Source organism: Pseudomonas sp. 58(2021), assembly GCF_017491585.1.
In the GTDB taxonomy this organism is placed as follows: Bacteria; Pseudomonadota; Gammaproteobacteria; order Pseudomonadales; family Pseudomonadaceae; genus Aquipseudomonas; species Aquipseudomonas fluorescens_BT.
Genome location: NZ_JAFGYZ010000013.1, coordinates 147,500 through 166,304 on the forward strand (window position 1 = coordinate 147,500; position 18,805 = coordinate 166,304).

17 protein-coding genes are annotated in these 18,805 nt (G+C 62.0%); 4 read left to right on the top strand and 13 right to left on the bottom strand.

Features of this window, described 5'->3' with window-relative positions; translation table 11 throughout:
* Window positions 1–30: 30 nt before the first annotated feature.
* The gene (locus J5M72_RS17090) at window positions 31–1,743 is read right to left on the bottom strand and encodes an amidase (RefSeq protein WP_207866568.1); all 1,713 of its coding nucleotides are present in this window, start codon (window positions 1,741–1,743) and stop codon (window positions 31–33) included.
* A gap of 139 nt (window positions 1,744–1,882) precedes the next feature.
* Window positions 1,883–2,671 carry a helix-turn-helix transcriptional regulator gene (locus J5M72_RS17095; RefSeq protein WP_169430712.1) on the bottom strand — a complete coding sequence of 263 codons (789 nt, stop codon included), beginning with the start codon at window positions 2,669–2,671 and terminating at the stop codon, window positions 1,883–1,885.
* 84 nt (window positions 2,672–2,755) lie between these two features.
* On the opposite strand from J5M72_RS17095, the gene J5M72_RS17100 reads away from it, so the two are divergent.
* Window positions 2,756–3,754, top strand: a complete 999-nt coding sequence (locus J5M72_RS17100; RefSeq protein ID WP_169430711.1) for a bile acid:sodium symporter family protein — start codon at window positions 2,756–2,758, stop codon at window positions 3,752–3,754.
* 15 nt (window positions 3,755–3,769) lie between these two features.
* On the opposite strand, the gene J5M72_RS17105 is transcribed toward J5M72_RS17100, so the two are convergent.
* The gene (locus J5M72_RS17105; protein WP_169430710.1) at window positions 3,770–4,375 is read right to left on the bottom strand and encodes a response regulator transcription factor; all 606 of its coding nucleotides are present in this window, start codon (window positions 4,373–4,375) and stop codon (window positions 3,770–3,772) included.
* Window positions 4,376–4,489: 114 nt separating this feature from the next.
* Here J5M72_RS17105 and J5M72_RS17110 point away from each other — a divergent pair, with 114 nt between their 5' ends.
* Entirely contained in the window at window positions 4,490–6,127 is a 1,638-nt protein-coding gene (locus tag J5M72_RS17110; RefSeq protein ID WP_207866570.1) for a hybrid sensor histidine kinase/response regulator, read from the top strand.
* Here J5M72_RS17110 and yecR read toward each other — a convergent pair.
* From yecR to J5M72_RS17135, 5 genes are all read right to left on the bottom strand, one after another.
* Complete coding sequence (yecR, locus tag J5M72_RS17115) at window positions 6,099–6,407, bottom strand: YecR family lipoprotein (RefSeq protein WP_007950440.1); 309 nt, start codon at window positions 6,405–6,407, stop codon at window positions 6,099–6,101. The genes J5M72_RS17110 and yecR overlap by 29 nt on opposite strands.
* A 60-nt stretch (window positions 6,408–6,467) precedes the next feature.
* Entirely contained in the window at window positions 6,468–6,782 is a 315-nt protein-coding gene (locus J5M72_RS17120) for a hypothetical protein (RefSeq protein WP_039766904.1), read from the bottom strand.
* Between the two features lie 1,457 nt (window positions 6,783–8,239).
* Complete coding sequence (locus J5M72_RS17125; RefSeq protein WP_169430707.1) at window positions 8,240–9,418, bottom strand: cystathionine gamma-synthase; 1,179 nt, start codon at window positions 9,416–9,418, stop codon at window positions 8,240–8,242.
* On the bottom strand, window positions 9,415–10,791 hold the full coding sequence (locus tag J5M72_RS17130) for a pyridoxal-phosphate dependent enzyme (protein WP_169430706.1): 1,377 nt from the start codon (window positions 10,789–10,791) through the stop codon (window positions 9,415–9,417). The genes J5M72_RS17125 and J5M72_RS17130 overlap by 4 nt, the downstream gene beginning before the upstream one ends.
* A gap of 259 nt (window positions 10,792–11,050) precedes the next feature.
* The gene (locus J5M72_RS17135) at window positions 11,051–11,986 is read right to left on the bottom strand and encodes a Ppx/GppA family phosphatase (RefSeq protein ID WP_207866571.1); all 936 of its coding nucleotides are present in this window, start codon (window positions 11,984–11,986) and stop codon (window positions 11,051–11,053) included.
* A gap of 297 nt (window positions 11,987–12,283) precedes the next feature.
* Here J5M72_RS17135 and J5M72_RS17140 point away from each other — a divergent pair, with 297 nt between their 5' ends.
* Together J5M72_RS17140 and map are read left to right on the top strand one after the other, a co-directional pair.
* Window positions 12,284–12,544, top strand: coding sequence for a ParD-like family protein (locus J5M72_RS17140; RefSeq protein WP_169430704.1), 261 nt, complete (start codon window positions 12,284–12,286; stop codon window positions 12,542–12,544).
* The gene (gene map, locus J5M72_RS17145) at window positions 12,541–13,332 is read left to right on the top strand and encodes a type I methionyl aminopeptidase (protein WP_207866572.1); all 792 of its coding nucleotides are present in this window, start codon (window positions 12,541–12,543) and stop codon (window positions 13,330–13,332) included. The genes J5M72_RS17140 and map overlap by 4 nt, the downstream gene beginning before the upstream one ends.
* A 210-nt stretch (window positions 13,333–13,542) precedes the next feature.
* On the opposite strand, the gene J5M72_RS17150 is transcribed toward map, so the two are convergent.
* The 5 genes from J5M72_RS17150 to ribBA form a co-directional block, all read right to left on the bottom strand.
* Window positions 13,543–14,697, bottom strand: coding sequence for an ABC transporter ATP-binding protein (locus J5M72_RS17150; RefSeq protein ID WP_169430702.1), 1,155 nt, complete (start codon window positions 14,695–14,697; stop codon window positions 13,543–13,545).
* Window positions 14,698–14,714: 17 nt separating this feature from the next.
* A complete protein-coding gene (locus J5M72_RS17155; RefSeq protein ID WP_169430701.1) occupies window positions 14,715–15,524 on the bottom strand; it encodes an ABC transporter permease in 810 nt (269 codons plus the stop codon).
* A 6-nt stretch (window positions 15,525–15,530) separates the two neighbouring features.
* Window positions 15,531–16,478: an ABC transporter permease gene (locus tag J5M72_RS17160; RefSeq protein ID WP_207866627.1), complete on the bottom strand. Its 948-nt coding sequence runs from the start codon at window positions 16,476–16,478 to the stop codon at window positions 15,531–15,533.
* Window positions 16,475–17,500 (bottom strand): ABC transporter substrate-binding protein, encoded by a 1,026-nt coding sequence (locus tag J5M72_RS17165; RefSeq protein WP_207866574.1) that lies wholly within the window; start codon window positions 17,498–17,500, stop codon window positions 16,475–16,477. Before J5M72_RS17165 ends, J5M72_RS17160 begins: the two co-directional genes overlap by 4 nt.
* Window positions 17,501–17,666: 166 nt before the next feature.
* Window positions 17,667–18,776, bottom strand: coding sequence for a bifunctional 3,4-dihydroxy-2-butanone-4-phosphate synthase/GTP cyclohydrolase II (gene ribBA / locus J5M72_RS17170; RefSeq protein WP_207866576.1), 1,110 nt, complete (start codon window positions 18,774–18,776; stop codon window positions 17,667–17,669).
* Window positions 18,777–18,805 lie beyond the last annotated feature (29 nt).

Consider the following 18,805-nt stretch of genomic DNA (forward strand, 5'->3'; position numbering starts at 1 on the left):
AAGGCGGGATCGAAAGATCCCGCCTTTTTCTTATTTGCCGGTTGCCAGCGCTGGCGTACGCGGCGGCACCAGACGTCTCGAACCGGTCGCCTCGAACGCCGCCGCCAGTCGCAACAGTGTCGAGTCGTCATAGGCACGTCCGGCAAACGTCAGCCCGACCGGCATGCCGATGTCGGCCATCACGCCCATCGGCACGGTGACGGTCGGGACGCCGAGGTGGCGGATCGCGAGGTTGCCGTTGGCGACCCAGATGCCGTTGCTCCAGGCGATGTCGGCCGAGGCCGGGTTGACGTCGGCGTCGGCCGGGCCCACGTCGGCGTTGGTCGGGAACAGCACGGCGTCGAGGCCGAGGCGATCCATCCAGTCTTCGAGGTCGAGCTTGCGGGTCTTCTCCAGGCCGCGCAGGCCGTCCGGCAGCGTCGGGATCTGATCCCACGGCGTGATGCCGCGCTCGGCCATGCGCACGTATTCGTCCATGCCGGCGGCGAGGTCGCCTTCACGGTTGGGCAGGGTGCCCGGGTCATGCGGAAAGATTTTCGGCCCGTCGACGTCCGCCAGACGGTTGAGTTTCGGGTCGCCGTTGGCGCGCAGGAAATCATCGAAGGCCCAGGCCGACAGATCCCACAGTTCGTGGTGCATGAACTCTTTGGAGACGATGCCGCGATTGAACACGGTCGGCGCGCCCGGGCGATCGCCTTCGCAGTTGGAGACCAGCGGGAAATCCACTTCGATGACTTCGGCACCGGCCGCTTCGAGGGCCTGGCGGGCCTGTTTCCACAGATCGATCACCGAGGCGCGGGTGTTGATGCGTTGCCCGGTCGGGCCGCCGATACCCGGATTTTCACTGGTGCCGGCCTCGGGGTCGGCGTTGATGTACATGCGCGGCACGCCCAGGCGTTTGCCGGCCAGTGCATCACTCTTCACCGCCAGATCGAGGTAAGAAGCGGGGCGCACCGAGGCCACGCTCGGGATCGGCACCCAGGGTTGCAGGCGCCACAGGTCGCCACGGGTGTCGGTGTCTTCGGCGACCACCACGTCGAGCACTTCCAGCAGGTCGGCCATGGTGCGGGCGTAGGGCACCACCACGTCCATGGTCGGTGTCAGCGGCCAGTTGCCACGTACCGAGATCACCCCGCGCGAAGGCGTGTAGGCGCACAGGCCGTTGTTCGAGGCAGGGCCGCGACCGCTCGACCAGGTTTCTTCCGCCAGACCGAATGCCGAGAAGCTTGCAGCGGTGGCGGTGCCGGCACCGTTGGACGAGCCGGAAGCAAACGGCGCAGTCAGATAAGCGGCGTTGTACGGGCTTTCGGCCCGACCGTAGACGCCGCGTTGCATCCCGCCATTGGCCATCGGCGGCATGTTGGTCTTGCCCAGGCAGATCGCGCCGCCCGCACGCAGACGCTCGATGGTGAACGCGTCGCGTTGGGCCACCAGATCGGCGAACGCCGGACTGCCGGACGCAGCGGTCAGGCCTTTGACCAGATAGCTGTCCTTGGCGGTATAGGGGATGCCGTCCAGCGGACCGAGGGTTTCGCCCTTGGCGCGACGGGCATCGGAGGCCTGGGCTTCCTTCAGGGCATCGGGGTTGCGCACGATCACCGCGTTCAGGGCGGTGGCGGTGTCCGGGCCGTCATAGGCATCGATACGCGCCAGATAGGCCTGAACCAGTTCAACTGCCGTGGTCTGGCCGGATTCGAGCGCTGCGCGCAGTTGGGCAATGGAGACTTCAGTGACTTCGATCATGCTGTTACCGCCGACAGGTTCGCTAAAGGGGGGGTTGATCATTGTTATCGTCGAAACGTGTCAATCATTCTTGATGGACGAAACTCTACCCTGAAGTTTGTCCATTGGCATGTCCTAATTCGATAAATATCGACAAAGATCAGCGAAAAAATTCTCCGGGCGTCTCTCCAAACTGCTGGCGAAAGGCTGCGATGAACGCCGATGTCGAATCATAACCGCAGGCCAGAGCCACTTCGGTGACGCGTTCACCACGCTCCAGCGGCGTCAGCGCACCCAGCAAACGCAAGCGCTGGCGCCAGGCGCGGAAGGTCAGGCCGGTATCGCGCAGGAACAGCCGGCTCAGGGTTTTCTCGGTCACGCCAAACTTTTCGCTCCAGTGACTGAGTGTGGTCTGCTGTTCCGGATGCTGCTCCAGACTCTGATAGATCTGGCGCAAACGGATGTCCTGAGGCAGTGGCAGCATCAGGTCGATCTGCGGGGCTTCGGCCAATTGGTCGAGGATGACCTGCGCCAGCCGACCGTGAGGGCCGCGCTGGTCATACTCGACAGGAATCTGACTGAAGGCCCGGATCAACTCACGCAAAAGATCACTGACACCGAGCACATGACAGCGCTCCAGCGCCCAGCCCGCGACGCTGCAATCGATGTACAGGCTGCGCATTTCCGTGTGCGGCGAACTGAATACCCGATGGGGCACGCCCGCCGGAATCCATACGGCCCGCTCCGGCGGCGCAACGAAGCGGCCGGCGGCGGTCTGCACTTCGAGTACGCCCTGGATCGCGTAGGACAATTGCACCCACGGATGACTGTGGCGGCGGGTCAGGGCGCGATTGGGCAGCGATTCGGTGCGCCCGTACAACGGACGCGGCAGGCTGGGCAGTCCGGGAATGCTGCGTCTGACACTTTTGTCATGTCCTTTTGGCGGCATCTTGAGGCTCTTCGGCGTTAGTCGGTAATTTCCAGCCACGTTAGAGTCGCTTCCACGTACTGGCAACCCCCGGATGAGCAAACCATGACGCGCCCAAGATTCCTGCCCGACAACTTCACCCTGACCCTGATCGGCGTGGTGCTGCTGGCCAGCTTCCTGCCCGCCAGCGGCCAGGTCGCGGCCGGCTTCGGCTGGCTGACCAACATTGCGATTGCGCTGCTGTTTTTTCTGCACGGCGCCAAGCTGTCGCGCGAATCGATCATCGCCGGCGCCGGTCACTGGCGCCTGCATCTGCTGGTGTTCAGCCTGACCTTTGTCCTGTTCCCGTTATTGGGGCTGGCGCTCAAACCGCTGTTGTCGCCGATGATCGGTGACAACCTGTACATGGGCATGCTTTACCTTTGCGCGCTGCCGGCGACGGTGCAGTCGGCGATTGCCTTCACTTCGCTGGCCCGGGGCAACATTCCGGCGGCGATTTGCAGCGCGGCGGCGTCCAGCCTGTTCGGGATCTTTCTGACGCCATTGCTGGTGACGCTGTTGCTGAACGTGCACGGCGACGGCGGTTCGACCGTCGACGCGATCCTGAAGATCAGCGTGCAACTGCTGCTGCCGTTCATTGCCGGGCAGATCGCCCGCCGCTGGATCGGCGCCTGGGTCGGCCGTAACAAGAACTGGCTGAAATTCGTCGATCAGGGTTCGATTCTGCTGGTGGTCTATGGCGCGTTCAGCGAGGCCGTCAACGAAGGCATCTGGCATCAGATTCCGGTCATCGACCTGTTGGGGCTGGTGGTGGCCTGCTGCATCCTGCTGGCGCTGGTGCTGCTGGCGTCGACGCTGCTGGGCAAGGCGTTCGGTTTCAGTCAGGAAGACCGAATCACTATTTTGTTCTGCGGCTCGAAGAAAAGCCTGGCCACCGGTGTGCCGATGGCGCAGGTGTTGTTCGCCGGCAGCACCATCGGGGTGCTGATTCTGCCCCTGATGTTGTTTCACCAGATTCAGCTGATGGTCTGCGCGGTGCTGGCGCAGCGGTATGCGAAACGGCAGGAATCGGTGCCCGAATTGATGGCGCAGGTGGATCCTTGATCACGCCTTCCAACGCTAACCCGCACCGGAATACTTGACTGCCGCCGCAGCCCGCGACGGCACGTTGAGCGCCCGCAACAACGACGACACATGAATCCGCACCGTGAACGGCGAAATATCCAGTTCACGGGCGATTTCCTTGTTGGTCTTGCCCTTGGCGATCAGCCGCAAAACCTCTTGCTGACGCGGGGTGAGGGCGGTGCCTGTGTCCAGCGGCAGCAGGCCGGACGGGGCAAACTTCACCAGAACCTCACCTTCACGAATCGCCCGGATCGCCTGACCGATCTCATCGGGGGCGATGTTCTTGCCGATGAAACCATCGATGCCGGCGGCCATGACTTCGCCGATCAACGCTTCGTCGTCGACCATCGACACCACGATCAGCGTGGTTCGCGGCAAGCGGCGGCGTAGTTCCGCGAGCTGGGTGACACAGGTCAGGCCGGGGAAGCGCAGGTCGAGGATCAAGGTGTCGGGCTCATCGCCGGCCGGCAGCAGGGCGAGCACGCTGTCGAGGTCGCCGGCTTCTTCGATCAGCGCTTGCGGCAACAGGCGCCGGACTGTGCGCATCATCGCTTCGCGAAACAGTGGATGATCGTCGGCTATGATGATTCGGCATGTCATTGCACAACCCTCCCTGGGTCAGCATTTCTCACGGCATGCACCTTAGCACCGGGCGAAGGCATTGCCTGTTGGTTCGTGTTGTTTATGACGACTGCCGCACAAGGACGTTCCTCCATGAAGTTCGAGAAAAACACCGAGCTTGATCAGGCCAATCTACGCATCATCATCGCCAGTATCGCGCTCATTTACATGGGCGTGCTCGGCTTCTTGCCAGGGCAGCGCTTCGAGACTTACCTGCCGGTGGTCACCTACATTGCCCTGTTTTTGCTGGCCTCCGTCGGGCTGCGCCAGGCCATCGTACGTTGGCCGGGGCATTATCCTGCGCGGCGGATATTCGGCATGATCCACGATTACACCGGCACCTGCTTCGGTCTGGTGGTCGGCGGTGAGGCGGCGTTGCCCATCTATGCGGTCATGGTCTGGGTCAACCTCGGTAACGGCATGCGATATGGCTCTCGCTATCTGGCGATTGCCACGGTACTGGCATTGCTCGCGCTACTGGCGGTCTATCGGTTGACGCCGTACTGGCAGGCGCAACCGTTCATGGTGTTGATGCTGATGATCACCAGCACGGTCATTCCGGTGTATGCGCACCTGCTGCTGGAGCGTACGCGCAAGGCCTCCGAAGAGGCAGTCGCGGCCAATTTGGAGAAGTCGCGCTTCCTGGCCCAAGCCAGCCATGACCTGCGCCAGCCGATTCATTCCATTGGTCTTTTCACGGCGTGCCTGCGCGAATCCCGATTGGGTGAAGACGAGCGGCAATTGGTGGACAGCATCGACCGTTCGCTGCTCAACGTGTCGCAGCTTTTCCGCTCGATCCTCGATCTGTACACCCTCGATAACGGCCGGGTTCAACCCAGGATGCAAACGCTGGAACTGGGGCAGTGGCTGACGGAGCTGATTCGCCAGAACGTCGAAGCGGCGCGTTGGGCGGGTGTGGAATTACGTCTGCACCGTTGCGAGCATTGGGTGTACACGGATCCGGCCCTGCTGGCGACCATGGTGCAGAACGTGCTGTCCAACTGCTTCAAATATGGCGCGCAGCGACCGGTGCTGGTGGGCGTGCGCAGAAAAGGGACGGGGTTGGCCATCGTGGTTTATGACCGTGGCACAGGCATCGCCGAGGAGCATCTGCCCAAGGTTTTCGAGGAGTTTTATCGGGTTCGTCAATTGCGCGACAAGGACGTTGAAGGCGTGGGGCTGGGCCTTTCGATCGTCAAGCGGCTGGGGCAGATGATCGGCGTCGATGTGCGGATTCGCTCTCGACTGGGGCACGGCACGGCCGTAACGCTGCAGGGGCTGTCACGGGTGGCACCGCAGCTGCCCGTCAATCGCGACGAGGTTCGTCAGGTTGGATTGCTGACGGGGTTGAAGGTGTGTCTGGTGGAGGATGATCGCAACGTCCTGCTGGCGACGTCGGCGTTACTGGAGCGCTGGGGCTGCGTCGTGCAGGCCGAGCTGACGGGGCAGGGGCTGGTCACCGACTGCGACATCATCGTTGCCGACTATGACCTCGGTACCCACAGTACCGGCATCGAGTGCATCGATGAGGTTCGCCGTCAGCGGGGGTATGCGGTGCCGGCCATGATCATCACCGGGCATGACATCGAAAAAATCCAGGCGGCCCTGCATGACCGCCAGATTGCCATTCTGTCCAAACCGGTGCGCCCGGCCGAGCTGCGCGCGACCTTGCGTGCGCTGCGCGACCGGCAGACCGAAGCGGTCAGCGCTTACACAGATAGTCCTGCGTGATGGTGGTTTGCAGGCAGTTGTACTGGCCCATGGTGCGACAGATGTTTTTCTCCGAGCCCGACACTTCGGCGCTCTTGTAGCCCCAGACCTTGCAGCGACCTTCGGCCGTCGCCAACCCTTGGGCGGCGGAGGTCTGCCCGCTTTCGAACTGGCCAAGTTCGTAGGAGACCTGGACGACGCCGTCGGTCTTGCTGCCGCCGGTGGCTTCCCATTGTTTCGGTGTGGCGCAGCCGGTGAGAACGACGGCGGCGAGGCTGAGGGTGGCGATGAGTGTTTTCATGATTGAACGCAATCCTTTACCGGATGAGAAGAGGCGTTGGAACGGTTTTCCTGCGCCGGATTACTGGTACGGAATCGGCGACGCGCCTTTGGGCAGGCAGGACAGCGGCGGCGTCATGATGCCCATGCTGGCCACCGCGATGATCGCGCCGCTGGGTAATTCGCAGTTGTACTCGCCGGCGGCGGTGTAGGCGGTGTAGTAGGTCAGTGTGCTGTCGTTGCGGATGTTGCCGATCTTGGTGACCGGTTGGCCAATGACGGTCTGGGCACGTTCGCGCATGCTGTCTTCGGTGGGTTTGGCGGTCTGGCAACCGCTGGCGCCGAGGAGCAGGGCACCGAGAACCGTAATCTTGGCGAGGCTGAGCTGCAGTTTCATGGTGTTTCTTCCTTGGTGTTGTTGTTTTTCCAGGCGCAACGATCCCGCGCACTGCGCAGCGGCAATGTCAGGGAGCGTCGGGGGTTGCGAGGGAATATAACGCCAGGGAACGAGGTGGTCGATTAGCACAAATGTGCTAGAGCGGCGCAACCAGCGGCGGGCTGGTTGCGCCGATAGCGGTCATTGAGGGGTGTTGAACTGGTCTGAATAACTGCCGGTCATGAGAGCGGAAGCGACCTGGTCAGAGCCTACGCCAACGCGAGTGGACGCGAATCGACTGGCTCCCACTTTATCGCCGCCATCGGAGGCGAGGGCGCCCGCGCGGACGTGGTCGGAGCCGTCAGAAGCTACAGCGCCGGTACCGACGTGGTCGGAGCCATCAGAAGCCACCGCGCCGGCACCAACATGGTCCGAACCGTCAGAGGCCACAGCGCCGGCACCGACATGATCGGAACCGTCAGAAGCTACAGCGCCAGCGCCAACATGGTCGGAGCCGTCGGAGGCCACAGCCCCAGCGCCAACGTGATCCGAACCATCTGAAGCTACTGCACCCGCGCCCACATGATCCGAACCATCCGAAGCCACAGCCCCAGCGCCAACATGGTCGGAGCCGTCAGACGCTACAGCGCCGGCGCCAACGTGATCGGAACCATCAGAGGCGACTGCGCCAGCGCCCACATGATCAGAGCCGTCAGAAGCCACCGCGCCAGCGCCAACATGGTCTGAACCATCAGAAGCTACTGCCCCTGCGCCGACATGATTCGAACCATCCGAAGCAACCGCCCCGGCTTTGACGTGATCCGCCCCGTCAGACGCCAGCGCCTGAGCCTGCGCAGCCCAGACACTGGGCATCACCACGACCGATGCAGCGACCGCCAGGACGACGCCTGACCAAAGCTTGTGTTTCATGATTTTCTCCACGACCCATCAGCCACAAAGCATCCGAGCATTGCCCGTCATTTGTTCATCGACGGAAGGCTCGTTGGCCTGGGGTTAACCAGATTGGCGATTGGCACGGGCGCACCTCAAGGCGCACGGGTGTCGACGGTTTACAGGAAATCTGAACAGCGAACTGAAAAGTATAGTTCGCCCTTGGCGGGTGGCAGTTGGAAGGGCCCTGAAGGCGATAGTCGGTTAGCTTCCTTGCAGGCGTGCGCTAGAAAACAATCAATCTAAAAACCGCGTAGCGCACCGCAGCGGGTTTGCTAGGCTCAAGGTTGTAGGCGAAGACGCAGACTGATGCGCAAGCGGATAGCGAGGAAGCGTTGGGCGCGTTCCGAAGGGTACACGGTTAGAAAGAACCCCGCGCTGGGTTCCAGCCCTTATGCCGTGTGAAGCAGCAGAGCACATTGCCTGTACTGTGGGAGTCCTGAGAAACCTCGTAAGCCAGAGACCAGCACTGGCCGCCTACTCGAATACCAAAGCCCGCTTCGTGCGGGCTTTGACGTTTCTGCGGATTAGATGCTGGCCAAGGCTTGCGCCAGGTCCGCACGCAGATCCTCGATATCCTCGACGCCCACCGACAGACGCACCAGGCTGTCACCGATGCCGAGCCTGGCACGGGTTTCGGCCGGAATGGTCGCGTGAGTCATGATCGCCGGGTGCTCGATCAGGCTTTCCACACCGCCAAGGCTTTCGGCCAAAGCGAAGATCTGCACGTTCTCCAGGAAGCGCCGGGCGCCCGCCAGATCACTGTTCAGATCCAGGGAAATCATCCCGCCGAAACCACGCATCTGTCGTTTGGCCAGTTCATGCTGCGGGTGCGATTCCAGGCCTGGGTAGTAGACGCGTTTGACCTGCGGCTGTTGTTCCAGCCAGCGCGCCAATTCCAGTGCGTTGCTGCAATGACGCTCCATACGCAGCGCCAGGGTCTTCACGCCGCGCAGGGTGAGGAAGGCGTCGAACGGGCCGGAGATGGCGCCGACAGCGTTCTGCAGGAAGCCCAGGCGCTCGGCCAGCGCAGGATTGTCGCCGACTACCGCAATCCCGCCGATCACGTCGGAGTGACCGTTCAGGTATTTGGTGGTCGAGTGCAGCACGATGTCGAAACCCAGTTCCAGCGGACGCTGGATCCACGGGCTGGCGAAGGTGTTGTCGGCCACGCAGATGATCCCGCGCGCCTTGCAGATGCGCGCGATGGCGGCTAGGTCGGACAGGCTCAGCAGCGGGTTGGTCGGCGTTTCCACCATGACCATGCGCGTGTCGTCCTGCAACGATGCTTCGAACGCCGACAGGTCGGCCAGATCGACGTAGCTGAACCGATGCCCGGCACTGCGCTGGCGCACCTTGTCGAACAGGCGGAAAGTGCCGCCATAAAGGTCATTGCCGGAGACGATGTGTGACCCGGCGTCGATCAGTTCGAGCACGGTGGAAATCGTCGCCAGCCCGGACGCGAAGGCGAATGCCTGGGTGCCGCCCTCCAGGTCCGCCACGCAACGCTCCAGGGCAAAACGCGTCGGGTTGTGCGAGCGGCCGTAGTCGAAACCCTTGTGCACGCCAGGGCTGTCTTGCAGGTACGTGGAGTTGGCGTAGATCGGCGGCATCAGCGCGCCGGTGGTCGGGTCCGGCGTCTGCCCTGCGTGGATCACGCGGGTGGCGAAACCCTGCGGGCGGGCGTTCTTGTCGTGCTGACTCATGCAAGGGATCTCCGTAGTTGGTTGAGCATGTCGACGCGGGTGATCAGGCCGTGGAAGCCTGAAGCGTCGGCAATGATCGCCACCAGGCCACTGCTCAGCACGGCTTCCAGTTCAGCCAGCGTGGCGCCGGGGGCGAGGGTTTGCAGCTTGTCGGTCATCGCGCTGGCGACGGGCTTGCTGAAGAGCGAGGCGTCTTCGTGTACGCGCACCAGAATGTCCGATTCGTCGATCACACCGACCAGTTGTTTGCCATCCACCAGCACCGGCAACTGCGAGACATCGGCCAGGCGCATGCGCTGGAACGCGGTCATCAGCGTATCGTCGGGGCCTACACTGACGACTTTGCCGTCTTCGAAGCGGCGGGCAATCAAGTCGCGCAGGTCGCCGTAGCGTTTGCGCTGCAACAGGCCCTGATCGGTCATCCATTGGTCGTTGTAGACCTTCGACAGGTAACGGGTGCCGGTGTCGCAGACGAAGCTGACCACTCGCTTCGGCACGGTCTGCTCACGGCAGTAACGCAGCGCGGCGGCGAGCAGGGTGCCGGTGGACGAGCCACCGAGAATGCCCTCTGCTTTCAGCAACTGACGGGCGTGATCGAAGCTTTCTTCGTCGCTGATCGAGTAGGCGCTGCGCACGCTCGACAGATCGGTAATCGACGGAATGAAGTCTTCGCCGATGCCTTCCACCGCCCACGATCCGGCGGTGCCCAAGTGCTTGCTGCGGCTGTATTCAGCCATCACCGAACCGACCGGGTCAGCCAGGACCATTTCAAGATCCGGCTGCACGCGCTTGAAGAAGCGCGTCAGGCCGGTCAGCGTGCCGGCCGAGCCGACGCCGACCACGATGGCGTCCAGGTCATGCTCGGTCTGCGCCCAGATTTCCGGCGCGGTGCTGCATTCGTGGGCCAGCGGGTTGGCAGGGTTATTGAACTGGTCGGCGAAGAACGCGCCGGGTATGTCTTTCGCCAGACGGGCGGCGACGTCCTGGTAATACTCGGGGTGACCCTTGCCGACATCGGAGCGAGTGATGTGCACTTCGGCGCCCATGGCCTTGAGGTGCAGGACTTTTTCGGTGGACATCTTGTCCGGTACCACCAGCACCACCCGGTAGCCCTTGGCGCGGCCGACCAGCGCCAGGCCCAGGCCGGTGTTGCCAGCGGTGGCCTCAACGATCGTGCCGCCGGGTTGCAGGCGACCGTCGCGTTCGGCGGCATCGATCATCGCCAGGCCGATGCGGTCCTTGATCGAGCCGCCGGGGTTCTGTGATTCGAGTTTGAGAAACAGGGTGCAGGGACCGGTATCGAAGCGGGTGACTTGTACCAGCGGCGTATTGCCGATCAGCCCAAGTACGGCAGGGCGTGAATCCTTTGACATTTCTTCACCTCTTTGTGGTGTTGATCGCGTTCCATTCGCGGGGAAAAAGCTCGCGTGCAACATAGGCGCAGACATCAACTGTCGCAACCATTAGTCAGCGTGCAATTCAGCCATTTCGATCTAACCATAGAACGAAATCAGAGAGAGGAAGGGAGCGATTTACCGAGGTTTACACAGAGGCGTCATTGAGTATTCAAAGGGCGTCTTCAGCGTGATCAACGGCTTGATCTGACGATGAATATCCGGCAGCGAAAACCGATCAGTGGTTGCTCATCAGGCCGTGCAGAACACCCAGTCTCAAACCGGGTTCCGATGGTTCCATTTGCGCGATACCGAATACCTTGAAGGCTGCGAGCATGACGACCAGCCCACCGGGCAGAATGCTCTGGCGGTGAGACTGCAGGCCGGCGAGTTTCAGTTGCCGCACGTTGCCGACCTCCAGCAGACGAAGCGACAGCCGCAGCAAGCCGCCGTAGGTAATACCACCCTGACCGTAGTCGTTCAGGTGATTGGCCTTGAGCACCTTGGCGAGCATTCGTGCAGTGCCTGAGGAACCGATGGTCTGCTGCCAGCCCTGGGCGCGATAGCGGCGGGCGACCTTTTCGAATTGCAGGATCGCCGCCCGTTCGGCCTCTTGCAGGGCGCCGGGGGAAATCTCGCCGTTGCGAAAGTAGCGCGTGCTCAAGGTGCCACTGCCGATGGCGATGCTTTCGGTCAGCAACGGTTGCGAACCCTGACCGAGGATCAGTTCGGTGGAGCCGCCGCCAATGTCGACCACCAGACGCATGTCATCGGCGACCGGCAGGGTGTGGGCCACACCAGCGTAGACCAGACGCGCTTCTTCGTGACCGGAAATCACATCGATGCGAAACCCCAGATGCCGCTCCGCGCTCGCCAGAAACAGCTGCGCATTGTCCGCCTCGCGCACCGCGCTGGTGGCCACCGCACGCACGCGACCGGGCTCGAAACCGCGCAGCTTCTTGCCGAACCGCGCCAGGGCCTGCCAGCCGCGATCCAGCGCCATTTCATCCAGTGCCCGGCCATCGAAGCCTTCGGCCAGGCGCACCGGCTCACGCAAGGTTTTGACTTCCTGAATCATGAAGCCCTTTCTGCTGCGCACCGATTGACCGATCATCATGCGAAACGCATTCGAGCCCAGGTCGATGGCAGCAAACAGCGAGGTGTCTTCTTTCATGGGAGTCCTTGCAGATCTTCCGTCGGGAGGCTCGGGACGGTTTGCGAGGATTCTGCCGTGGGTTCGATGACAACCTGATGACGGGGGGAGGGCGGTTGAATGAGTTTGTCGCTGTCATGACACTGTCATTATCAGGCACCTATTCTTGGCCCCAATACATCGCGTGCTTTTCATGATTTTGGCTGCCAACTTTGGCAGCTTTTTTTTGCCTGCGATTTGACTTCTCATCGAAATTTGCAATTCGGGGAGATGCCCGATTAATATACGATCCATATATATTTCATATCGGATTTTGCCATGGGCATCGTAAAGATTTCAGAGGATATGCACGAGAATCTGCGCATTTCCAGCAACGCACTGAGCCGCTCGATCAACGCGCAGGCCGAGCACTGGATGCGCATCGGCATGCTCGCCGAGCTGTATCCCGACCTTGATCACCATGCCATTTGCCGGTTGCTGATTCGTGCCGAACAGGCCGGTGGCCTGGATCTGCAGCAAGTCTGCGCACTGGCGGACGCCGCGCAGAACGCCTCGGTCAAAGAGGCGGCCAAGGCATGAGAAATCCGATCAAGATCAACTCCCGGGCCGAAATTGCCCAATCCCGCGTGGCCGGCCAACTGGCTGCCGAGGTACTGGCGATGCTGGTGCCGCACGTCAAGGCTGGCGTGACGACCGATCAACTTGATCGCCTGTGCAACGACTACATCGTCAATGTGCAGAAGGCGATCCCGGCGAACGTCGGTTATCACGGCTTCCCGAAAACCGTCTGCGCATCGGTCAACGACGCGGTTTGCCACGGCATTCCATCCGGTACGCCGTTGAAGGATGGCGACATCCTCAACCTCGACATTGCGGTGATCAAGGACGGTTGGTTCGGCGACACCAGTCGCATGTACGTGGTCGGCCAGGCTTCACCCCAAGCGCAACATCTGATCAAGACCACCTACGAAGCGATGTGCGCCGGCATCCGTGTCGTGCGCCCGGGTGCTACGTTGGGCGACATCGGCCATGCAATTCAAAGCCTGGCGGAGAAGGAAGGTTTCAGCGTGGTGCGCGAGTACTGCGGGCACGGGATCGGCAAGGTCTACCACGACGAACCGCAGGTGCTGCACTACGGTTATCCGAATCAGGGCCTGAAGCTGAAGGCGGGGATGATTTTCACCATCGAACCCATGCTCAACGCGGGCAAGCGCCATGTGAAGAACATGCCGGATGGCTGGACCGTGCTGACCAAGGATGGCTCGCTGTCGGCGCAGTGGGAGCACATGATTGCGGTGACGGAGGACGGGTTTGAGGTGTTGACGGCCTGGCCTGACGAAATTGAGGGTTTTGCGGCTATCAAGTGAGACCGCGTCGTCTGCTGGCCCTCACCCTAGCCCTCTCCCGGAGGGAGAGGGGACTGATTGGGGGATATTGAAGAAATACACCGACTTGAGTGAACTGCGTTGAAGCCATAATCGACTCGGTTTTTCAGGTCGATGTACAGCGCAAGACAACTCGGTCGGCTCCCTCCCTCCGGGAGAGGGCTGGGGTGAGGGCGGGCAGGCGACTCGGTGTTAATGAGCCCCCGCCGCTTTGTTCAAATCACTCTCAGCCCACTCGGTATAGACGCAAGCATCCGCCGTCGCCCAACGCACTTGCACGGGATCCCCGGCCTTCAACGGCATCCCCGCCGCCGACAATGCTTTCACGGTCATGGACGTGCCACCCGACGTGACCACACTGCAAGTCTGGCTCTCCCCCAGAAACAGCACCTCGACCACCTTCGCCGAAACCTCGTTCCAGCCCGCTGCCAACGGCTCGTCATTCGCCTGCTGCACACTCAATGCCAACGCCTTTTCCGGGCGCACCATCAGCAGCACGTCCTGACCGGTCTGCAATCCTGCCGTCAGGCGGATCGACAATGACTGCCCCTCAAAACTCGCCGCCGCGTTGCCCTGTGCCTTGAGCTTGAGGAAGTTCGAGTTGCCAAGGAACGACGCCACAAACGCATTCGGCGGATTCTGGTACAGGTCATAACCGCTGCCGAGCCCGACAATCTTGCCGTGGCTGAAAATCGCGATGCGCTGGGACAGGCGCATGGCTTCTTCCTGATCGTGGGTCACGTAGACGATGGTGATGCCGAGGCGACGGTGCAGCTGGCGCAATTCATCCTGCAAGTCTTCACGCAGTTTCTTGTCCAGTGCGCCGAGCGGTTCGTCCATCAGCAGAATGCGTGGCTCGTAAACCAGAGCGCGAGCGATGGCGACCCGTTGTTGCTGGCCGCCGGACAATTGCGAAGGGCGGCGATGGGCGAATTGCTCCAGTTGCACCAGTTTCAGCATCGCATCGACGCGCTTGTCACGTTCGGCGGCCGCGAGTTTGCGAATCGCCAGCGGGAAGGCGATGTTGTCGCGCACCGACAGATGCGGGAACAGCGAGTAACGCTGGAACACCATGCCGATGTCGCGCTTGTGCGGCGGTACGTTGACCAGCGACTGGCCGTTGACCAGGATCTCGCCACTGCTCGGGGTTTCGAACCCGGCGAGCATCGACAGCGTGGTGCTTTTGCCCGAGCCGCTGGAGCCGAGGAAGGTCAGGAATTCACCGTCCTTGATGTCCAGCGAGATGTTGTCCACGGCCGCGAAGTCGCCGTAGTGCTTGTTCAGGTTGCGCAGGCTGACCAGGGGTTTGTCGTTCTGCTGGGATGCGTCTTTGATCACGGCACTCATGTCGTACTCCTGGGCGCTCAAGCGCTGATTTCGTTGCGCCGGCGCAGGGCGGCGGCGATCACCATGACCAATACCGACAGGCCGATCAGCAGCGTCGAGGCGACGGCGATCACGGGCGTCAGGTCCTGGCGCAGGGTGGTCCACATTTTCACGGGAAGGGTTTGCAGGGTCGGGCTGGCCATCATCACGCTGAGCACCACTTCGTCCCATGAAACCAGGAAGGCGAAGAGGGCGCCGGCCACCATGCCCGGACGGATCGCCGGGAAGGTCACCTTGAACACCGCTTGCAGGCGTGACGCACCGCAGATCACCGCCGCGTCTTCAATCGACTGATCGAACAGCTTCAGTGAGTTGATGATCGAGATGATGGTGAACGGCAGCGCGACGATCACATGGCTGACGACGAAGGCGAACATCGTCCCGGTGTAGCCGAGCTTGAGGAACAGCGCGTACACCGCCACCGCGATGATCACCAGTGGCACGATCATCGGCAGGGTGAACAGGCCGTAGAGCATTTCCCGGCCGGGGAAGCGTCCGCGCACCAGCGCAAAGGCAGTCGGCAAACCGAGGGCCACGGCGCAGATCGTGGTCAGCACCGCGACCTTGAGGCTGGCCGCTGCTGCGTTCATCCAGTCGGCGTTGGAGAAAAACTGGCCGTACCATTTCAGCGTCCAGCCCGGCGGCGGGAATACCAGCCACTGGGACGAACCGAACGACAGCAGGACGATGAACACGATCGGCAACAGCAGGAACAGGCCGATCAGCCCGGTGGTGAAATACAGGCCGAAGCGCATCCGGCGGCTCATGGCATTGGGCGTCAGGAGCATGTCGGGTTACCTCGCATTACTGGCGCCAACCGGGGATTCCGGCTGGAGCTTCAGGTAGAAGTAGAACAGCACCAGGGTGATGACGATCAGCAACGCGGCGCCGGCGCTGGCCAGGCCCCAGTTGAGGAACGACTGCACCTGCTGAATGATGAATTCCGGCAGCATCATGTTCTGCGCCCCGCCCAGCAGCGCCGGGGTGACGTAGTAACCGAGCGACATCACGAACACCATCAACCCGCCGGACGCCAGACCCGGCCGGCACAGCGGCAGGAACACCCGGAAGAAATTGGTCCAGGGACTCGCGCCACAGATCGAACCGGCCTGCAGGATCATCGGGTCGATGGCCTGCATGGTCGCCTGCAACGGCAGTACGATGAACGGGATCATGATGTAGCTCATGCCGATCACCACGCCGGTCAGGTTGTGCACCATTTCCAGCGGCTGATCGATGATGCCCATGGCCATCAAGGCTTTATTGATCACGCCCGAAGCCTGCAACAGCACCAGCCAGGAATAGGTGCGGGCGAGGAGGCTGGTCCACATCGACAGCAGCACGATGTTGAGGATCCAGCGGCCCCAGCCCCGCGGCACCAGGGTGATTGCCCAGGCCAGGGGAAAGCCCAGCAGCAGGCTGAACACCGTCACCAGTCCCGCCACCGAAAAGGTGTTGAACAGCACCCGTGCATACGCCGAGTTGGCGAACAGTTGTTCATAGTTGCCAAGGCCCGGCACCGGTTCCAGCACGCCGCGCAGCAACAAGCCAATCAGCGGCGCGAGAAAGAACAGGCCAAGGAACAACAGCGCCGGCGCGAGATTGCCGGCGCCGCGCCAGCGTTGCTTGAAGGACGGGGCTGGCGCCATGGCACTCGCCTTTTTTCCGGCGGCCGACCCGGCAGCACTGGCGGCGCTCCCGGTGGCGGTGGAGGGACGGGACGCGGTGGCCGCCATTTTCATTTGACCAGCCATTCGTTCCACCGTGTCGCGATGGCCTGGCCGTTTTTGGCCCAGTACGCGAAATCAAGAGTGATCTGATCCTTAGCGTAGGCAGTCGGCAGGTTCGGGGCCAGCGTCGAGTCCAGACGCGCCACGCTGTCGACGTTGACCGGGGCGTAGGCGGTCAGGTTGGAGAAGTCGGCCTGGCCTTTGGCACTGCTGGCGCTGGCCAGGAACTTCATCGCCGCGTCCCTGTTTTTCGCGCCCTTTGGCACGACCAGAATGTCGGCCATCACCAGGTTCTGTTTCCAGCTCACGCCGACCGGCGCGCCGTCTTCCTGCAGGGCATGAATCCGGCCGTTCCAGAACTGGCCCATGCTCGCCTCACCGGAGGCCAGCAGTTGCTGCGACTGCGCACCGCCGCCCCACCAGACGATGTCTTTCTTGATGGTGTCGAGTTTCTTGAAGGCGCGATCCAGGTCCAGCGGGTAGAGCTTGTCGGCTGGCACGCCGTCGGCGAGCAGGGCCAGTTCAAGCACGCCGGGGCTCGGCCATTTGTACAGGGCGCGTTTGCCGGGGAAGGTCTTGGTGTCGAACAGCGCGCTCCAGTCCTGCGGCTTGTTGGCGCCGAGCTTGCCCTCGTTGTAGCCGAGGACGAAGGAGAAGAAGAACGAGCCGACGCCGTAGTCGCTGACAAAACGCGGGTCGATCTTGTCGCGCTGGATCTGTTTGAAGTCGAGGGGTTCGAGCAGGCCTTCGGCGGCGGCGCGCAGGGCGAAGTCGGCTTCGACGTCGACCACGTCCCACTGCACGTTGCCGCTCTCGACCATGGCCTTGAGTTTGCCGTAGTCGGTCGGGCCGTCCTGCACGACGGTGATGCCGCTGGCCTTGCTGAACGGATCGGCCCAGGCCTGTTTCTGCGCATCCTGGGTGCTACCGCCCCAGCTGACAAAGTTCACACTCTCGGCGGCCATCGCGGCCTGACCGGTCACGCTCAGCAGTCCCGCAAGAAAGATCGCGGTTGCAGCTTTGTTCAACACCATTTTTACGCCCTCATTGTTGTGTTTTTGAGCGGGCTTGCGTTGTTGCCCGCCTGTCGGGAGCAGTAGCTGGACGGTTTTTCAGGTCGTCCGGTCTATGGAATATCATATTATGGTATTCCAAACTTTGTGCAAGCACTTTGCCGTACCGGCTATCTGGCAAACGGGGTTATTCGGTGAAGGAAATGCTCTCGACCACTTCCAGATCGTAGCCGGTCAAACCGGCATACTTCAGCGGCGGGCCCAGGTGGCGCAACTTGCCCACCCCAAGGTTCTGCAGAATCTGCGCCCCAGTCCCCACCTCCGAATAGATCCGAGATTGCGAGCGACTGAACTGACGCGGCGGCTGAGTCAGCTGCGGAATGCGCTCCAGCAGCGCCTGGGAAGATTCATGATTGGCCAGCACCACCACCACGCCATGCCCTTCGGCCGCGACCCGCTGCAGCGCTGCCCACAACGTCCAGTTCGTCGGCCCGCTGTACTCGGCACCGACCAGATCCCGCAGGGGATCGATCACATGCACGCGCACCAGCGTCGGTTCCTCACGGCGCAGTTCGCCCATGACCATCGCCATGTGCACGCCGCCCTCGATACGGTCTTCGAAAGTGATCAGACGGAACGTGCCATGCACCGTCGGCAGTTCCCGCTCGCCGATGCGTTCGATGGTGTGTTCGGTGCTCAGGCGATAGTGAATCAGGTCGGCGATGGTGCCGATCTTGATCCCGTGCTTGCGCGCGAAGAGTTCCAGATCCGGGCGGCGGGCCATGGTGCCGTCGTCGTTCATTATTTCGACGATCACCGAAGCGGGCGTGAAACCCGCCAGCCGAGCCAGGTCGCAACCAGCCTCGGTGTGACCGGCGCGGGTCAGCACCCCACCTTCCTTGGCGCGCAGCGGGAAGATGTGACCGGGCTGCACCAGATCTTCTGCGCGAGCATTTGGCGCCACCGCAGCGGCCACCGTACAAGCGCGGTCGGCAGCAGAAATGCCGGTAGTCACACCGACCGCCGCTTCGATGGAAACCGTGAATGCGGTGCTGAACACGCTGCCATTGCTCGGCACCATCTGCTCAAGCCCCAGGCGCTGGCAATGATCGTCAGTCAACGTCAGACAAATCAGCCCCCGAGCCTCACGGGCCATGAAACTGATCGCCTCGGGCGTGCAACGGTCGGCGGCCAGCAGCAGGTCACCTTCGTTTTCCCGGTCTTCGTCATCGACCAGCAACACCATTTTGCCGAGGCGATAATCTTCGATGATTTCTTCGATGCTGTTGAAGGCCATGCTGGACTCTCGATAGGGATGAATTCGTG